Origin of the sequence: Bacillus sp. B.PNR1, from assembly GCF_030386235.1 — a bacterium.
In the GTDB taxonomy this organism is placed as follows: domain Bacteria; phylum Bacillota; class Bacilli; order Bacillales; family Bacillaceae; genus Bacillus; species Bacillus stercoris.
In genome coordinates this window covers 153295-168393 of the sequence record NZ_JANYMN010000004.1, presented here as the reverse complement: position 1 = coordinate 168393, position 15099 = coordinate 153295, and the positions used below count along the sequence as shown (strand labels likewise).

The following is a 15099-nucleotide window of genomic DNA, read 5'->3' as shown; positions in this document are numbered from 1 at the left end:
TCAGCTGTGATTGTCAAACTGAATTACACGGTATTCATGCGGTCCCACCGCCAGCCTCCCCGCCTTTTCCAAACGTTTTTTCAACAGATCCGTTCCCGCTTCCGGCAGTGTCACGCTTCCGCCTTTTCCATCCATATTCACGATGATCCACACGAGGCCGTTATCGCCTTTGCGCGGGGCAACGATCGTGCCGGGTGTCACATCCGAGCGGACAGAAATGGCTGCCTCAGCGGCGTAATGCCTGACAAGCGCCGCCAGCATCGCATCCCCGTCTTTCCCGGTTGGAAGCGAGCCCAGCATGACGATTTTCCCCTCGCCGTAATTCCTTTCCGTCAAAAAAGCATGGCCAGCCCCCGGTCCCGATTCAACCGTGCCAAGGGTGTTTCCGCTCTCTGTGTCAAACACCACGCTCCACAGTCCGAGCGGCGCAGTGATGCCAAACGCTTTTCCTGTATTCACGTTCTCGTTCATCGGAAAGGTGAACAGCGTTTTGATCCCTGACGTTTTCTCAAGTTCGCCAAGTCCGCAATCGGTATGAATCGTATGCTCCGATGTGCGCCCTCCTGTCAGCGGCCCGGCGATCCAGATGCCGCCGGCTTCAGCGAATGCCGTAGCCTTTTTGATAAATTCAGAAGACAAATGCGGCACAAATGGCGTAAACAGCAAACGATAGCCGTCCAGCGGAGCGCCTTCCGGAATGAGGTCACGGTGAATCCCCGTATTGAGAAGGCGTTCATAAAAATGCGTCACAAGCGAACGGTGCCGGAGTCCCCGGTGAGGCTCAGTTTTGATAAATGCTTTTGCTCTGTCAGAGTACGTCATCGCCGCCTCGGCTTGAACGGGTTCAGTCGATAGAATAATCGGTTCGATTTCCTTTCTTGCCCGCTCAACCGCCAGCACATTTGGGTAGCCGATGGTGGGCTCGCCCCAAGCACTGAGAACCGAACCGTGGGAAATCTCGCTGCCTGAACGCTGCTGCCTCCACAGCCAGTAGCAAAACCCCTGGCTTCCTAAGGCGTAGGACGATACGGCTTCGGCCTGCAAATACCCGTCGGCGTGCGGGTAAGCAGAGCTTTCAAGCGAGGCGGCATACGACGGACTCGTTTCCAAAATCCAAAATGGGCGCCCCTGTTTCAGATTTCTCCATAAATCACAGTTCAATAAAAAGGCAGAGGCGTTTTCCTGCGAAGCGTACGTATCATAGGAGGCAAAATCGAGATTCTGAAACATTCGCTCATTGTCCACGCTGAACATGACTGATCCGTTATGCGTGATCGGCGCATCCGAATAGCAGCGGATGATTTTGGCCTGTTCATCCGCAAACGAAGCGATCATCTCCATCGAAAACAGCTGATACATGGTCCTTAAAGAGGCGTGATGCAGAAACGGGGCCGGCCCCGGCTGCGGCACTTGCTCAAACGTCTGATAGGTTTCGCTCCACACATCGGTTCCCCATGCTTCGTTTAACCGCTCAATCACGCCATAGCGGTTTCTGAGCCAGTCATGCCATAAGCGCAAGCACGTCTCACACATGCATTCTGCGACATGGCATTTAAACTCATTGTCTAGCTGCCAGCCGATCAGCCCCGGGAGCCCGCCAAGCTCCTTGGCGATGGCTGTCGTGATGATGGCGGCTCTTTTTCGGAAGTACGGGTTGTTCGTACAGGCGTGCTGACGGGAGCCATGCCCCATGATCTCTCTTTTTTCATTGACATGCATGCGTTCGGGCCGGCCGTGTGACAGCCAAATCGGCGGGGTAGGCGTCGGCGTACACATGATCGTCTCGATGCCGCTATCATACAGCCGGATGATGATTTCTTTGAAAAAACCGATGTCAATTTTTCCTTCTTCAGGTTCCATGACAGACCAGGCAAATTCGCCAATCCGCACAACATTCACGCCAACTTCACGCATAATGTCAATGTCCTGCTGAATCGTCTCTTCATCCCATAATTCCGGATAATAGCAAGCCCCATGATATAGTTTTCTCCTCACATTCTTCACCCTTCTTTGATGATCGATTCTGTCAATGGCAGGCCGAGCTCCTTTATGCCTTTTGCCACAAGTTTCGCCATTTCATTTGCGCCTTTTTTTGTAAAATGCGTGTAATCGTTAATCCCTTCTGAAACCATAAAATAGGTGTACACTTTTTCCTCGCCCTTCCCAGTAAAGAAAGCAAGGCTTTTCTCCATCAGATCTATGAGCTGGACATTCTCCTCAGCAGCCGTTTGCTTCATGGCAATGCAATAATCAGGAAAATCGTTCAAAAACACGCCGTTTTCGTAGTGAAATCGGGCTACGGGAGTAATGAGAAGCGGATGGGCGCCTTTTTCTCGCGCGCCGGCGATGTACTGTTTTAAATATTGTTTATAGGTAGTATAAGGCTCGGTGTAGCGCTCCGGTTTATTTTTCGATGCGTCATTATGGCCCATCTGCACAAACAGCCAATCATCCGGTTCGATCACATCAAGGATCGCCTGAAGCCTGCCCTCTTCCACAAATGTTTTCGAGCTTCTTCCCCCAATCGCTCTGTTGATTACTTGAATGTGCTCCGGCAGATGTGAGCCGAGAAACTGCCCCCAGCCCCCTTGATTTGTGCTGTCTCCATACGTTTGAACAGTTGAATCGCCGGCGAGATAAATATGATTTGCCATTTTTTCATTCCTCCTCGTTTTTTATACGGCTGCTTCTTATCCCTTAGTCCTCCTACAGCGTTGCCTCCGCTTTGCTGCCCGCTATATACAGGGCAGGCCTTGGCGGTTTTTTCATCCCTGTACCGAGGTAAAAGCTCGTGTGCGGGGGCTGGTTATAGGCGGTGTTCTGCCAGGCGATGCCAAGCCTGTAAACCGGATCGTGCATCAGCGTGTAAAAACGGTGGCGGGTGAGATGTGTCGTTGTATAGATACGGAGTGCGCTGCTGTCTTCCGTTCTCCATATCACTTCTTCCCGCCAGTCCCCGAACAGGTTGGCCTGAAGAACCGGATTTCCTTTCGTGCCGTTGTTGGACAGCACGCCGTCCGGCCGAAATATCGTCTTCAGACAGCTGTTTTCAGCATCCCATTTTTCAATCTTTGGCCTGCCAATCGTTCCGTCCCAGTCATGATCAAGCAGTTCTCTGATCAAATCTCCGTCCCACCAGATGGCGAAATTGGCTGAAGCGGGCGCTTTGTCGCTGATTTTTTCTCCTTTGCTCGTAAAAAGCCCATACGACATGCCATCATTGCCAGGCGGATCAATTCCCCAGACGAGCGACCCATTGTAGCTTGGATCAATATGAGCCGCCATGCCCCGGCCAACATCAGTTCCAGCATGGACGCCCCATAATATCTCACCGGTTCCGGCATCTCGCAGTGACAGTCCGTACGGCTTCGCGGCATCCTCATGCACCTGGAACACTTCAAGCCCTTTTCGTGACGGGTCCAGATCCCCTACATGCATCGCGTCTCCGTGTCCGAGCCCCGTTGAGTACAGGCCGGTTCCGTCATGATCGACCGCCATTGCGCCATAGATGATTTCATCCTTTCCGTCTCCGTCCACATCTGCCACGCTCAAGCTGTGGTTCCCCTGTCCTGCGTACGCTTCATGTCCCGGCTGGTTGGAGTCAAATACCCAGCGTTTTTTGAGCCTTCCGTTTCTGAAATCGTATGCCACGAGCACCGCCCTCGTATAGTAGCCGCGTGCCATTACAAGGCTCGGCCGCTCCCCATCCAAGTAAGCGATTCCAGCGAGAAAACGGTCCATCCGATTTCCATAGCCGTCTCCCCAATCCTCCAGCTTGCCGCGGGGCGGTTCATATTCAACAGTGGTGAGCGCCTCACCGGTTTCTCCTTTAAACACGGTCAAATATTCCGGTCCGGACAGAATTCTGCCCTGTTCGTTCCTAAAATCGGCATGCTCATCACCGATGATATGTCCTTTCCCGTCTGTTGTGCCGTCAGCTGTTTTCATGGCGATTTCTGCTTTTCCGTCACCGTCCAAGTCATACACCATAAATTGCGTATAATGAGCGCCCGCTCTGATGTTTCTCCCGAGCTTGATGCGCCACAAAAAGGTGCCGTCCAGTTTATAGGCATCTATGAGCACCTCCCCGGTATAACCGTCATGAGCGTTGTCTTTTGAATTGGACGGATCCCACTTCAGGATCATTTCATATTCTCCATCCCCATCTACATCTCCGACACTGGCATCATTGGCGGTGTAAGTGTACGGCTTTCCGTCCGGCGTCACACCGCCTTCCGGTTTGGCAAGCGGAACCTCCAGGACATTTTCCTGCCAAACACGAGCTTCCTTGGAAAGCTTTTCTTCCCGGCCTTTATTGACAGCCGCCACTTGATAAACAGAGTCTGCCGTTCCGTTTTGATCAAGAAAATTGGTGCTGTCAGCGATCGGATCGCGGGTGATTCGCTTTCCATCTCGATAAAGGTGAAAAGCCGTCGTCTCATGATCCGTTCCGAGAAAACGCCAGCTGACAAACACGCCCTGTTCTGTCTGTACCGCAATTAAACCTCTGGTCAAGTATTCCATTTGCCTCTTTTTTGGTTTCATTTGATGGGAACGGGCTGCACGCAGCCCGTTCCTTCCCCCTTTCAGTTAAGGCGTATACATATTTGGTTTTGGCTGTTCCGCCATGCCGTCTCCTAAAAAGAAGCTTGTGTGCGGCGGCTGGTTATAGGCGACATTTTGCCAGGCGATGCCAAGCCGGTACACAGGATCATGCATCAGCGTGTACAGCCTGTGCTCAGTCAGAATGGCCGTCGTATAAATGCGGAGCGCGCTGCTGTCCTCCGTTCTCCACACCACTTCCTCACGCCAGTCACCAAGCAGGTCAGCCTGAAGTGACGGCGTTGCTTTTGTGCCGTTGTTAGCCGCTGCGCCTGATGCGGTCAGCACATTTTTCGATACGCCGCTTTGATAATCCCACTTATCAATTCGGTTGCTGTCCAGCTGTTCCCGCAGCAGGTCGCCGTCCCACCATATGCCGAAGTTGGTCGAGGAAGGAGCCCCGCTTCCGATTTTGGCCCCTTTCGATGAGTAAAGGGAACCGTTGGCCCACACTTCCTGCCCCGGATAACGAGGGTCGATATCAGCAGCCATTCCGCGGCCTACGTCCTTGCCGGCATAGATGCCCCAAAGGATTTTTCCGGTTGCCGCATCACGGAAGGATAAGCCGTATTTGGCGTTTTTGTCCTCATGTACCTGAAACACCTCAAGCCCCGGCCGGCTCGGATCAAGATCCCCGGCATGGAGGGCATCCCCATGGCCTAAGCCCGTTGAGTACATGCCTTTGCCGTCATGATCAACAGCCATTGAGCCGAAAATAATCTCATCTTTTCCATCCCCGTCAACGTCCGCAATGCTCAGGTTGTGATTCCCTTGTCCTGCGAACGCTTCATTTCCTGGCTTTGAGGAGTCAAGCGTCCAAAGCTTTGACAGCTTTCCGTCCCTGAAGTTATAAGCGACTAGCATGGTTTTAGCATAATACCCTCTGGTCATGATCAGACTCGGCCGCTGTCCATCAAGGTAGGCGATGCCGGCGAGAAAACGGTCAACACGGTTGCCGTAGCTGTCTCCCCAATCCGATACATTGCCGCGTGTCGGCTCAAAATTTGTTGTAACAAGTTCTTTCCCGGTTGCTCCCTGGAACACAGTAAGGTATTCCGGCCCTGACAGCACACGCCCCTGTTCATTTCTGTAATCAGCATTGGCATTTCCAATCACTTTTCCAGTGCCGTCTTTTGTCCCATCCGCAGTTTTCATCGCCACTTCCGCTTTTCCGTCACCATCAAGGTCATACACCATAAACTGGGTGTAGTGCGCGCCCGCTCTGATGTTTTTGCCGAGATTGATCCGCCATAGCTTCGTTCCGTCCAGTTTATAGGCGTCAATCAGCACGTCACCTGTATAGCCATCCTGCGAGTTGTCTTTTGAGTTAGATGGGTCCCATTTCAGGATTAGCTCGTATTGCCCGTCACCATCCACATCGCCAACACTTGCGTCATTGGCGCTGTAGGTGTAAGCTTCACCTTTTGGTGTCGTGCCGCCAGCCGGTTTATCCAGCGGGACGGAATGATACGGCTGCGCCCATACGGAGGCTTTTTCAGATGCCGCCTGCTCGGTACCGTTAACGACGGCCCGAACCGTATACGTTGAGCCGGCCGATCCGTTTTTATCCACATAGTTCGTGGCTTTGACAGGCGCAGCATTCAGTTTTTGCCCGTCTCTGTACACATTGAACAAAACAGATGCGTTTTCGGTGCCAAGAAACCGCCAGCTGACAAAAATGCCTCCGTCCGTCTTGACCGCGACAAGCCCCCGGTTCAGCGCTTCCATCTGCCGCGCTGCCCCTTCAGCTTTCACAGGATATACAGAGGCTCCCATCACCAACAAGACCAGCAACGTAACAGTGGTAAACATGCGTTTCCTTCGTGTAATCATCAGACAGCTCCTTCTTATTTTTCTGTAAGCGCTTACCTAAATTGGATTTTATGCGCTGTGTGAGCTGTCTTCAATTTCACTTTTTTGCATCTGCCTATTTCAGCCACTGCACTTTTTTGCGTATGTGTCATTTTTTTGTTATCCGGCTTGGTGATGCTGGGCCTCCGTCTTTTGAAATCCCCTAAGAGCAAAAAACATCATCACAAGCCCAAATAAACAGGGGCCGTAAAATGGAATCAGGCCGGGAAGCGTATACAGCAAATAAAGGACAAATCCGCACCCGATCAGCATACAGCCGGTCGTCAGCGGGCTCATGGCGCCAAACAGCAGTGCCTGCGGAATATATTTGCGAAGCGGGAGCTGGTAATGCACATAAAGGGGAAACACATACATCAGCGCAATGATATACAAAAGCCCTGCAAGCAGCGTGCAGCTTGTTACGGCAAAGGACAGCCAATCCGTATTGGCCGAAAAATAATGATAGTTCGCGGACAATATGAGCAAAAGAGCCGAAAACGCCAATCCGATCGCATTTACTTTGAGAAACTCTTTTTTATAGGTATCGAGAAATAACGGAAATACCGGTACATCTTTTTGCCCCATCAGCCATTTTCTTATCACGGCACACATCGCGGCTGTGCTCGGCGCCCATCCGAAAAGAACGCCGCCCAAAAGGGTAAACAACAGCCACAGCCCGTTGAGCCATGCGATTTTCACCACCGCTTCGCATCCTGCATAAAGTGCATCCGTTACGGCCGTCTTCATCTTCTCACCGCTTGATGTACGGCAAAATCCCTGTAAGCGGCTTTCATGGGCGCCATCTGCCGGAACCCGATTTTTCCTATTGTTAATACAGGCCCGTATGTGCTGCCGTCGTCCATCCATTCAAGAATGGGCAGATCATTGATTGAAAAGTGCACATAGCCTTTGTCTTTAATGAGCTTCATACGATACGGAGAATCAGCGTCGTCTGGAGAAGGCAGCGGATCGGCTCCCATTGCGGCGAGGTGGAAACCGCGGCTTTTTCTTAAATTGCAGGTGCGGAATGCTCTTTCCTCCGGGTATTTTCTGCGGAAATATGACAGGTGGAGAGTGTTGATATCCCCTGAATGATACTCGGGGTATTTTCCCGTTCTTTTCTGGAGACTTGGATCAAATAAATCCTCGCCCCCAATCCCCGCAGCGGAAAAAAACAGCATACATAGTCCCGGCTGCTCAATCGGGGAGAAATCCCATGTCACTATGATGCCGTCTGGAAAGGTTTCCGGACACCAAAAGACAAAGTGCGCTTCGTCCTGAACATGTGACAGGTGCATGCTGTGATCATCAAATGAGACCTGTCCGCCACCCTCCATCCGCCAGTTCTTCACATCGCTTTCTGACTGGAGCGAATTACGGTACAGGCACGCGCCTTTCTTATACATGTTCTTTTCCCTCCCGGCTCGCAAGATGGTCCTTCAGCGGAAGTCCGAGCTCTTCAATGCCTTCTGCCACAAGCTTCGCAACCTCCATTGCACCTTTTTCCGAAAAATGCGTATTGTCCTTAATGCCGTCGGGATAATTCGGATGTTCATTCGGCTGAAACCAAACGAACAATCGCTTCGACTCCTCAGGACCGTATGCCTCATACAGCACCTTTGTTTTCGCGAGCAGATCAATCACAGGTACATCGAGCTCCTTCGCCAGTGCTTTCATCGCATCGGGATACTCACCGAGTGTATGCTCGATCCGTCCGTTTTCGTCAAAGCGGCGGCGCTGCACCGATGTGACGAAAACAGGATGCGCGCCCTTTTCGCGTGCCGTATCTGCAAACAAAGTAAGGAACTGCTGAAATGTGGAGTACGGCTTCGTCCCCCGCGGTTTTTGGTCATTGTGGCCGAATTGAATCAACAAATAATCGCCTTGTGTCATCCGCTCGGCAATTGCTTGAAGCCTCCCTTCCTCCACAAAAGAATTGGTGCTCGCTCCTCCTTTGGCGTGATTGCGCACCACTACCTCTTCAGAAAACAATTGCCCGAATACCTGCCCCCATCCCGCCATCGGCGCTTCATGAGGCGGGCAGTCACTCACAGTGGAATCCCCGGCCAAAAATACGTGAATCGGTTTCTCCATCACATGTTCTCTCCTTTCACTGCGTTTCCTGATACATTTGCCTGAAGACACCCGGCGGCATGCCGACCTGTTTTTTAAAAATCCGGTTGAAGTAATTGTGGCGGTAGCCGACTTCTTCTGACACATCATGAATTTTTTTATTCGTATTGACCAGCAGTTCTTTCGCCTTTTCGATTCTGATCTGGGTCACATAATCGATAAAGTTAATGCCGGTTACTTGCTTAAATGCCTTGCTTAACGTATATGAATTCATGCCAAGCGCATCGGCACAGCTTTCCAATGAAATGTCCGCCATATACTGTTCGTGAATCATCGTTATCACACGTTCTACCAGCTGCTTTTGCTGTCTGTTTTTTCTGCCTTCAAGCTTGGAAAGGTAAGGCGTCACCACAATATCCATCAGCCAGGCCGCCGCTTCATTAGGTTCACGCAATTCTGAAATATCAAGAAGCAGATTTCGATGCTGAAACAGTTCGCTGGGATTAAGACCGGAATGCAAAATATCCTCCTGAATGCGGGAGAACAGCTGAATCAGAGCAGAATGCACATGCCTGTCTATGGCCGCCTTTTCCGCCAGTTCCTTCATACAGCTATTTATCAGTTCCTGGGCTTCCTGTTTTCTTTCCAGCCGGATGGCCTGAACAATCTGTTTTTCCAGCTCAAAAGGGTAATAAGGGGCAGACTGCTTATCCTGCGGGAAGTCGGCCTGCAAATCAATGACCTGATCCCGATTGGCAAACTGCCTGCGGGATTTGTCGCTTTTCACATCCTGAAATAAAGAAGGGATTTCCGTGACACGTTCCGTCCTGCTGCTCAATGTTGCGGTCAGGCATAGTCCGGTTACATCCCCAAATTGGCGTGCCAGCTCCGTTATATACATTTTGAGATCAGAGCTGTTTGTTGTCACCACAAGCACGGTGACAGAAAGCCGGCCGATATCAAGTATGGAGAGCTGAAAAACGCGTTTAGCCGCCAATTCCTCAGCGATATTAGTCAGTGTAAACACAGCGAGCTGTTCATCATCACAACAGAAGATGCTGTTTTCACAGCGGAGCCCTGTCAATTGAAGGTCCAGCACATGAAACTCGTTTTCGCCGATGTTCCAGCCGGCCTCCTCCATCCGAGATCTGAGACTTTCCTCGTTGTCATAGTAAAAATCACCCTGCAAGAGATGCTGCAAAAAACTCTTTTTCATATGGGGCGTCTGCCGCAGGAGCTGCTCTTGGAGCTTCCGGCTTTCAAGGGATAGATCCTGCCATCTCTTTTCAATCCACTTGAATTCATCCTGCCCGGATGCCTGCCATACTTTCTTCTCTCCACCGGTAAACAAGCCAAGCAAATGCTGGATGGGACGATAGATTTTTTTTGATGCATACCATGTCATGCATACCGCCAAACCGATGCAAATGACAAGCATCACAATGATTACTTTGGATAAAAATACCATCGGCGCTGTAATGGCAGAAAGAGGCGCCGCTGACACAAAGGTCCATTGCTGATGCATTCGGTTCATTTCTCCAAAGGAAACGGAATACACCTTGCCGTCCCATTCCATCTGAAAATGGCCTTTCTCATTCGGCTGTTTTTTTACCTCATGAAGCAAAGTCTTTTCAAAATCTTTTTCCCCCTCATGAAAGAGCACCTCTTGATTTTGATCCAAAAGCAGCGCACTGCCATCAGGATAAGGGGACAAGCTTTGCAGGATCGATGCCATTTCTTTCAGATCAACAGCCAGCATGATCGCGCCGAACGGTTTCTCCGCCGCGCCCGGAATGAGCTGGATCAGCATCGCTTGATTCCCCGACCGTTTCCAATAAATGCTGTTGTCTGAGGCAAGCAGCGAGCGATACTTGCGAAGCGCCTCCCGTTCTGTCAAAGCGCTGTATTCGGGACTCAGCACAAGAGGCCGGGGGCTGTTCAGAAAGATGGAAGCCCGCTCGATCAGCGGCTGCTGGTCCCGCAAAAGAAACAGCTTTTTCGTTAATTGATAGGAAAACGTAAAATCTTTCTCCAAATCCCTCTCGGCCAATCCGTTCATCAGCGAAGAATCGTAGGCCATCTGGGTGAGAGCCAGCTCAAGCACGCCCAGCTTCTCATCCATTCGGCTGACCTCACGCGCCACCTGTGCTTCATGCGATCTCTGCAGCTCTTTCTCCACCTTGTCGATCGAAAGAAAGTAGATTGCGCCGCCAGTCAGTAATCCGGGAATACAGGCAATCAGCAAAATGAAGAAAAAGTTTCTTTTGAAATACGTTCCCTTCCAGCGAGAAACCCGTTCCTTCTGTTGAGGCTGTTTTTTCATCCCTTTCCCCCCGCCTCTGGTCTTTACTGATACACGCGTTTTTTCGTTCTCAACACATCAGCAAGAAACGTCAGCGCAAGTCCCTGTCCCCATCCTTGTATTCGTTTGCAAGGCACCTGTTTGTATCCTTCGGCATTTTTCATGACAGCTGTCCCGGCCGATACCTTGCTGACCCGTCCGTCCTCTTCCACCGCATCCAACATGGCGGCAAGCGATTTCTGCACATATTTTGTATAGAGCTTTCCGCTCGACAGCAGAGCAGAGGCAATGCCGGCCGATGCCGAAACCTCCAGATAAGAATCCGGATCATCCAAAATCGTATGCCACAGCCCTGATTCATCCTGAAGCCGGACAAGCGCGCTCAGCTGGTCTCTGAGCGATCCGTCAATGATCATAAAGGAAGGATGCGTTACCTCAATGAGCGGGAGCGCCTTTGCCATTGTGAGTGCCGCCCAGCCGTTCGCCCTGCCCCAATAAATCCCCGACAGATGATTTTGCGCTTTGTTGTCCCAGGCGTGGTAGTACAAATTCGTGACAGGGTCCTGAAGCACGGCCTCATGTCCGTGAAACTGGAGCAGACCATCTTCAAAATAATCCTCACGCTCCATCACGCGCCCGATTCTCAGCATAAACAGCCCCGCCATCATCAGCGTATCTGCCCATGCCTGCTCAGGAAATACATATTCAGCCGCATTCACCGTATGCTGAAGGATGCCCTCGCCAAAGCGCGGCGCCTTATGCAGCACATATTCCGCCATCTCGCCCGCTGTTTCCAAATACACGTCATCACCCGTCACCTTGTGGAGGAACAAAAGCGTATGCCCGATAGAAACGCCATTGATCGAAAGCGGCGGCAGCCCATCCTCCAGCTGTTCATCCACCCACGTTTTTAGCAGATTGATATATTCCTCGTTTTCCGTCGCCTCGTAGGCCTCCGCCACGCCGTAAAACGCGACGCCGCCCGGCCAATCCCACGCAAAATCCATCTGAAATGTCCGTTTCACGATCCGATCAATGACGGACGCCACCTTTTCTTCATCAAAGATAAGCTGTGCCATCTGCAACACTCCTTTTTATTTTAATCCGGTCGTACTGATGCCCTGAACGATATATTTCTGAAACAAAAAGAATACAAGAATCACAGGCAATAATGAAACGGCCGACATGGCAAACATCGCGCCCCAGTTCGAAGCCGATTCCGTATCGAGAAAAAGCTTCAGCGCAAGTGAAACAGGGTAAAGCTCCGGTTTATTCAAATACAAAAGCGGCTGAATCAACTCCTCCCACTTCCAATAGAAGGAGAAAATCGCAGACGTCGCGAGCGCTGGGGCAATCAGCGGGAGAATGATCCGCCAAAAGCAGGCAAAGCGCCCGCACCCGTCGATTCGTGCGGCCTCATCCAGCTCCTCGGGAATCGTCCGGATAAACTGGATCATCAGAAAAATAAAAAACGCATGCCCGAAAAATTGCGGAACGACAATCGGTTTAAAGGAATTCAGCCAGTCTAACTTCGCAAACATAATATACTGCGGAATCATCAGCACTTCATGGGGCAGCATTAACGTCCCCATCATGCACGCGAACCAAAACTTTTTACCCTTAAACGGAATACGCGCAAATCCGTAAGCAATGACAGCCGATGACAGGACGGCGCCGATTGTTGACAGCCCCACAATAATCGCCGAGTTTTTAATAAACGTCAGAAACGGCTGCCCCGCTATCCCTTTCCATCCCTCAGCATAGTTACTGAGAATAAAAGGATCGGGAATGAGAGAATGAGAGGTTGTAAAAATGCTGGCGCTTTCCTTAAATGAGCTGACAAACAGCCAAATGACCGGATACAGCAATAACACCGCCAGCGATGCCGTAAAAACATGGAACAGTATGCGTTTGGGCCTGACGCGCCCGGTTTTTTTCCTCTCAAAAACCGGGACTTCTCTGACAGGCTGGTTGATCGGCTCCATCCGTCATTCCTCCTTTGACTCGTAATGAACCCAATAGGACGATGTTTTAAACAGTATCAGCGTTATCAGCCCGACAATGATAAGCATGACCCACGCCATCGCCGATGCGTAGCCCATTTGAAAATAGTTAAACGCCCGCTGGAACAAATAGAGCGAATACAGAAGCGTCCCGTCAAGCGGTCCTCCCTCGCCCTTCGATATGATATAGGCAGGTGTAAATGTCATAAATGCTGAAATTGTCTGCATCACAAGATTAAAGAAGATAATCGGTGTGAGGATCGGAAGCGTGATCTTAAAGAAACGCTGCGCCCGATTCGCCCCGTCCACACTTGCCGCTTCCAAATACGCAGACGGAATGTTTTTCAACCCGGCAAGAAAAATCAGCATTGATGACCCGAACTGCCAAACGGAAAGCAGAATCAATGTCCACAACGCACTTGTCGGGTCCTGGTACCAAAGAATTTTTTGATCAATCCCGACAAAAAACAGCAGCGCATTGATGACCCCATCATTGCCAAAAATATTGCGCCACATAATCGCCACGGCCACGCTCCCGCCGATGATCGAAGGCAGATAAAAGAGCGTTCTGTAAATGGCCGTTCCTTTTGCTGCATTGTTTAAGATGACAGCGATAAAAAGCGCGAAGCCGAGGCGGAGCGGAACCCCGGCAAGCACATACGTAAACGTCACCTTCAACGACTGCCAATACTTTTCGTCACCCGTAAACATTTCCTTAAAGTTGTCGAGCCCGATCCATTTCGGCGCCGTAAACAAGTCATAGCTTGTGAAGGACAGAAACAGGGACGCCCCCATCGGAATGACCGTAAAGCATAGGAACCCAATGATAAACGGAGAAATAAAAGCATATCCCGCCAGATTGTCTTTTCTCATACTCCGGCTTTGTTTCATTGCGTCAGCCCCATTTCCCGTCAATTATTCCTCTCTAATATCTCATTGGCCTTTTTCCGGAACGTTTTGGCGGCTTTTTCCGGCGATACCTTCTGATACAGAATCTGATCAGACGTGTCCTTCAGCAGCTTGATGACCTCCGCGCTTCCCACAGGCTCCGGCGGATCGGCTTTGCTGATGTTTTTTGATGCGGTTTCCACATACTTCACAATGTTGGCTTCTTCCTCATTCAGTTTCGGTTTAATCGCATCCGCCACCTTGTCGGATACTGGCACTCCCCGCTCGCCTTTGATCAGCATGTTTGCCTCTTTATTGTTCACGAAGAAATCAATAAATTTGGCAGCCTCTTTTTTATGCTCAGAGCTTTTCGGAATGGAAAACAGCATACTCGGCTTCAGTGTCAGCGCCTTTTCTTTCATTTGCTCCGGCGGCAGATAGAGAGACAGCGGCGAATCTGTCAACCGGGCAAAGCCCAAATATTGATTGGAGTAGTTCCATGTAATCGCTGATTTGCCTTTGACGATAAAATCGTCCTCCATCCCTTTAATCTGTGCGCTTTCATCAGGTGTTGGGGACGTTTTCGCTTTCACCAGCCTCAGCTGCCGTTCAAAATAATCGACAAACAGCTGATCATCCTGATACGCGAGGCCAGTGCCGTCTTCTTTATAAAAACGTTCACCCTTCGTGCGCAAATAATAAGGAAAGAAAATATCAGGGGGATGCATTCCGTTGGAGCCGTAGACGCCGGCTTTTTCCTGAAGATCATACGCCAGCTTCTCGTAATCCTCCCACGTCCAGTTTTCCTGATTGATAGACACACCGGCTTTTTTCAGCAAATCTTCATTCGCAATCACAGACAGCACGTTGACGCCTAGCGTAAACCCATAGAGCTTATTATCGATTTTTCCGCCCGACAGCATATTCTCGTCGATTGAACTGACATCAATCGTTCCATCCTTTGTATACGGCGTTAAATCTTCCAGCTGGTTCTTCTTTCCGTATTGGGCTAAGTAAGCGGTATCCATTTGGATGACATCAGGAAGCTGGCCGGCGGCAGACATGGGCGCGAGCTTTTTCCAGTAGTCATCCCAGTTCGCAAATTCCGCTTCAATATGGACGTGCGGATTCTTTTTCTCGTAAAGTTCAATTACCTTTGTTGTATAATCATGTCTTGGCTGCCCGCCCCACCATGCGATTCTGAGTGTAACGTCTTCTTTTTTTCCCGAGGCCTCTTCACCCGCTGAACAACCGCTGAAAAAAAAGACGCAGACAAGCGATAACAGCACGTAACAAATCTTCTTCAAACCAATCCCCCCTTTAATGTAAGTGCTTACATTTATTTTAAAGCGTTCAGATGAGGCGAAACACTCAAAAAAC

At 50.5% G+C, this 15099-nt stretch carries 12 protein-coding genes; all 12 read right to left on the bottom strand.

What is annotated here, in order from left to right; genetic code table 11:
- The 12 genes from yesZ to NZD81_RS19550 all read right to left on the bottom strand — a co-directional run bounded on the left by yesZ (nucleotide 1) and on the right by NZD81_RS19550 (nucleotide 15026).
- Nucleotides 1-1995 (bottom strand): beta-galactosidase YesZ, encoded by a 1995-nt coding sequence (gene yesZ / locus NZD81_RS19605; protein ID WP_289861079.1) that lies wholly within the window; start codon nucleotides 1993-1995, stop codon nucleotides 1-3.
- A gap of 5 nt (nucleotides 1996-2000) precedes the next feature.
- Nucleotides 2001-2654: a rhamnogalacturonan acetylesterase gene (locus tag NZD81_RS19600; RefSeq protein ID WP_243572415.1), complete on the bottom strand. Its 654-nt coding sequence runs from the start codon at nucleotides 2652-2654 to the stop codon at nucleotides 2001-2003.
- A gap of 52 nt (nucleotides 2655-2706) precedes the next feature.
- The gene (gene rhgX / locus NZD81_RS19595; RefSeq protein WP_289861078.1) at nucleotides 2707-4545 is read right to left on the bottom strand and encodes a rhamnogalacturonan exolyase; all 1839 of its coding nucleotides are present in this window, start codon (nucleotides 4543-4545) and stop codon (nucleotides 2707-2709) included.
- Between the two features lie 45 nt (nucleotides 4546-4590).
- Complete coding sequence (gene rhgW, locus NZD81_RS19590; protein WP_483298482.1) at nucleotides 4591-6435, bottom strand: rhamnogalacturonan lyase; 1845 nt, start codon at nucleotides 6433-6435, stop codon at nucleotides 4591-4593.
- A gap of 138 nt (nucleotides 6436-6573) precedes the next feature.
- Nucleotides 6574-7200: a YesL family protein gene (locus tag NZD81_RS19585; RefSeq protein ID WP_282374062.1), complete on the bottom strand. Its 627-nt coding sequence runs from the start codon at nucleotides 7198-7200 to the stop codon at nucleotides 6574-6576.
- On the bottom strand, nucleotides 7197-7859 hold the full coding sequence (locus tag NZD81_RS19580; protein ID WP_282374061.1) for a YesU family protein: 663 nt from the start codon (nucleotides 7857-7859) through the stop codon (nucleotides 7197-7199). Before NZD81_RS19580 ends, NZD81_RS19585 begins: the two co-directional genes overlap by 4 nt.
- On the bottom strand, nucleotides 7852-8550 hold the full coding sequence (gene rhgT / locus NZD81_RS19575) for a rhamnogalacturonan acetylesterase (protein ID WP_282374060.1): 699 nt from the start codon (nucleotides 8548-8550) through the stop codon (nucleotides 7852-7854). Before rhgT ends, NZD81_RS19580 begins: the two co-directional genes overlap by 8 nt.
- Before the next feature lie 13 nt (nucleotides 8551-8563).
- Nucleotides 8564-10849 carry a transcriptional regulator YesS gene (gene yesS, locus NZD81_RS19570; RefSeq protein WP_282374059.1) on the bottom strand — a complete coding sequence of 762 codons (2286 nt, stop codon included), beginning with the start codon at nucleotides 10847-10849 and terminating at the stop codon, nucleotides 8564-8566.
- A 23-nt stretch (nucleotides 10850-10872) separates the two neighbouring features.
- Entirely contained in the window at nucleotides 10873-11907 is a 1035-nt protein-coding gene (gene yesR / locus NZD81_RS19565) for a rhamnogalacturonyl hydrolase YesR (RefSeq protein ID WP_172641183.1), read from the bottom strand.
- Between the two features lie 15 nt (nucleotides 11908-11922).
- Complete coding sequence (locus tag NZD81_RS19560) at nucleotides 11923-12813, bottom strand: carbohydrate ABC transporter permease (protein ID WP_282374058.1); 891 nt, start codon at nucleotides 12811-12813, stop codon at nucleotides 11923-11925.
- A gap of 3 nt (nucleotides 12814-12816) precedes the next feature.
- Entirely contained in the window at nucleotides 12817-13746 is a 930-nt protein-coding gene (locus NZD81_RS19555) for a carbohydrate ABC transporter permease (RefSeq protein ID WP_014663122.1), read from the bottom strand.
- Entirely contained in the window at nucleotides 13743-15026 is a 1284-nt protein-coding gene (locus NZD81_RS19550; protein ID WP_069149132.1) for an ABC transporter substrate-binding protein, read from the bottom strand. Before NZD81_RS19550 ends, NZD81_RS19555 begins: the two co-directional genes overlap by 4 nt.
- Between the last annotated feature and the right edge of the window lie 73 nt (nucleotides 15027-15099).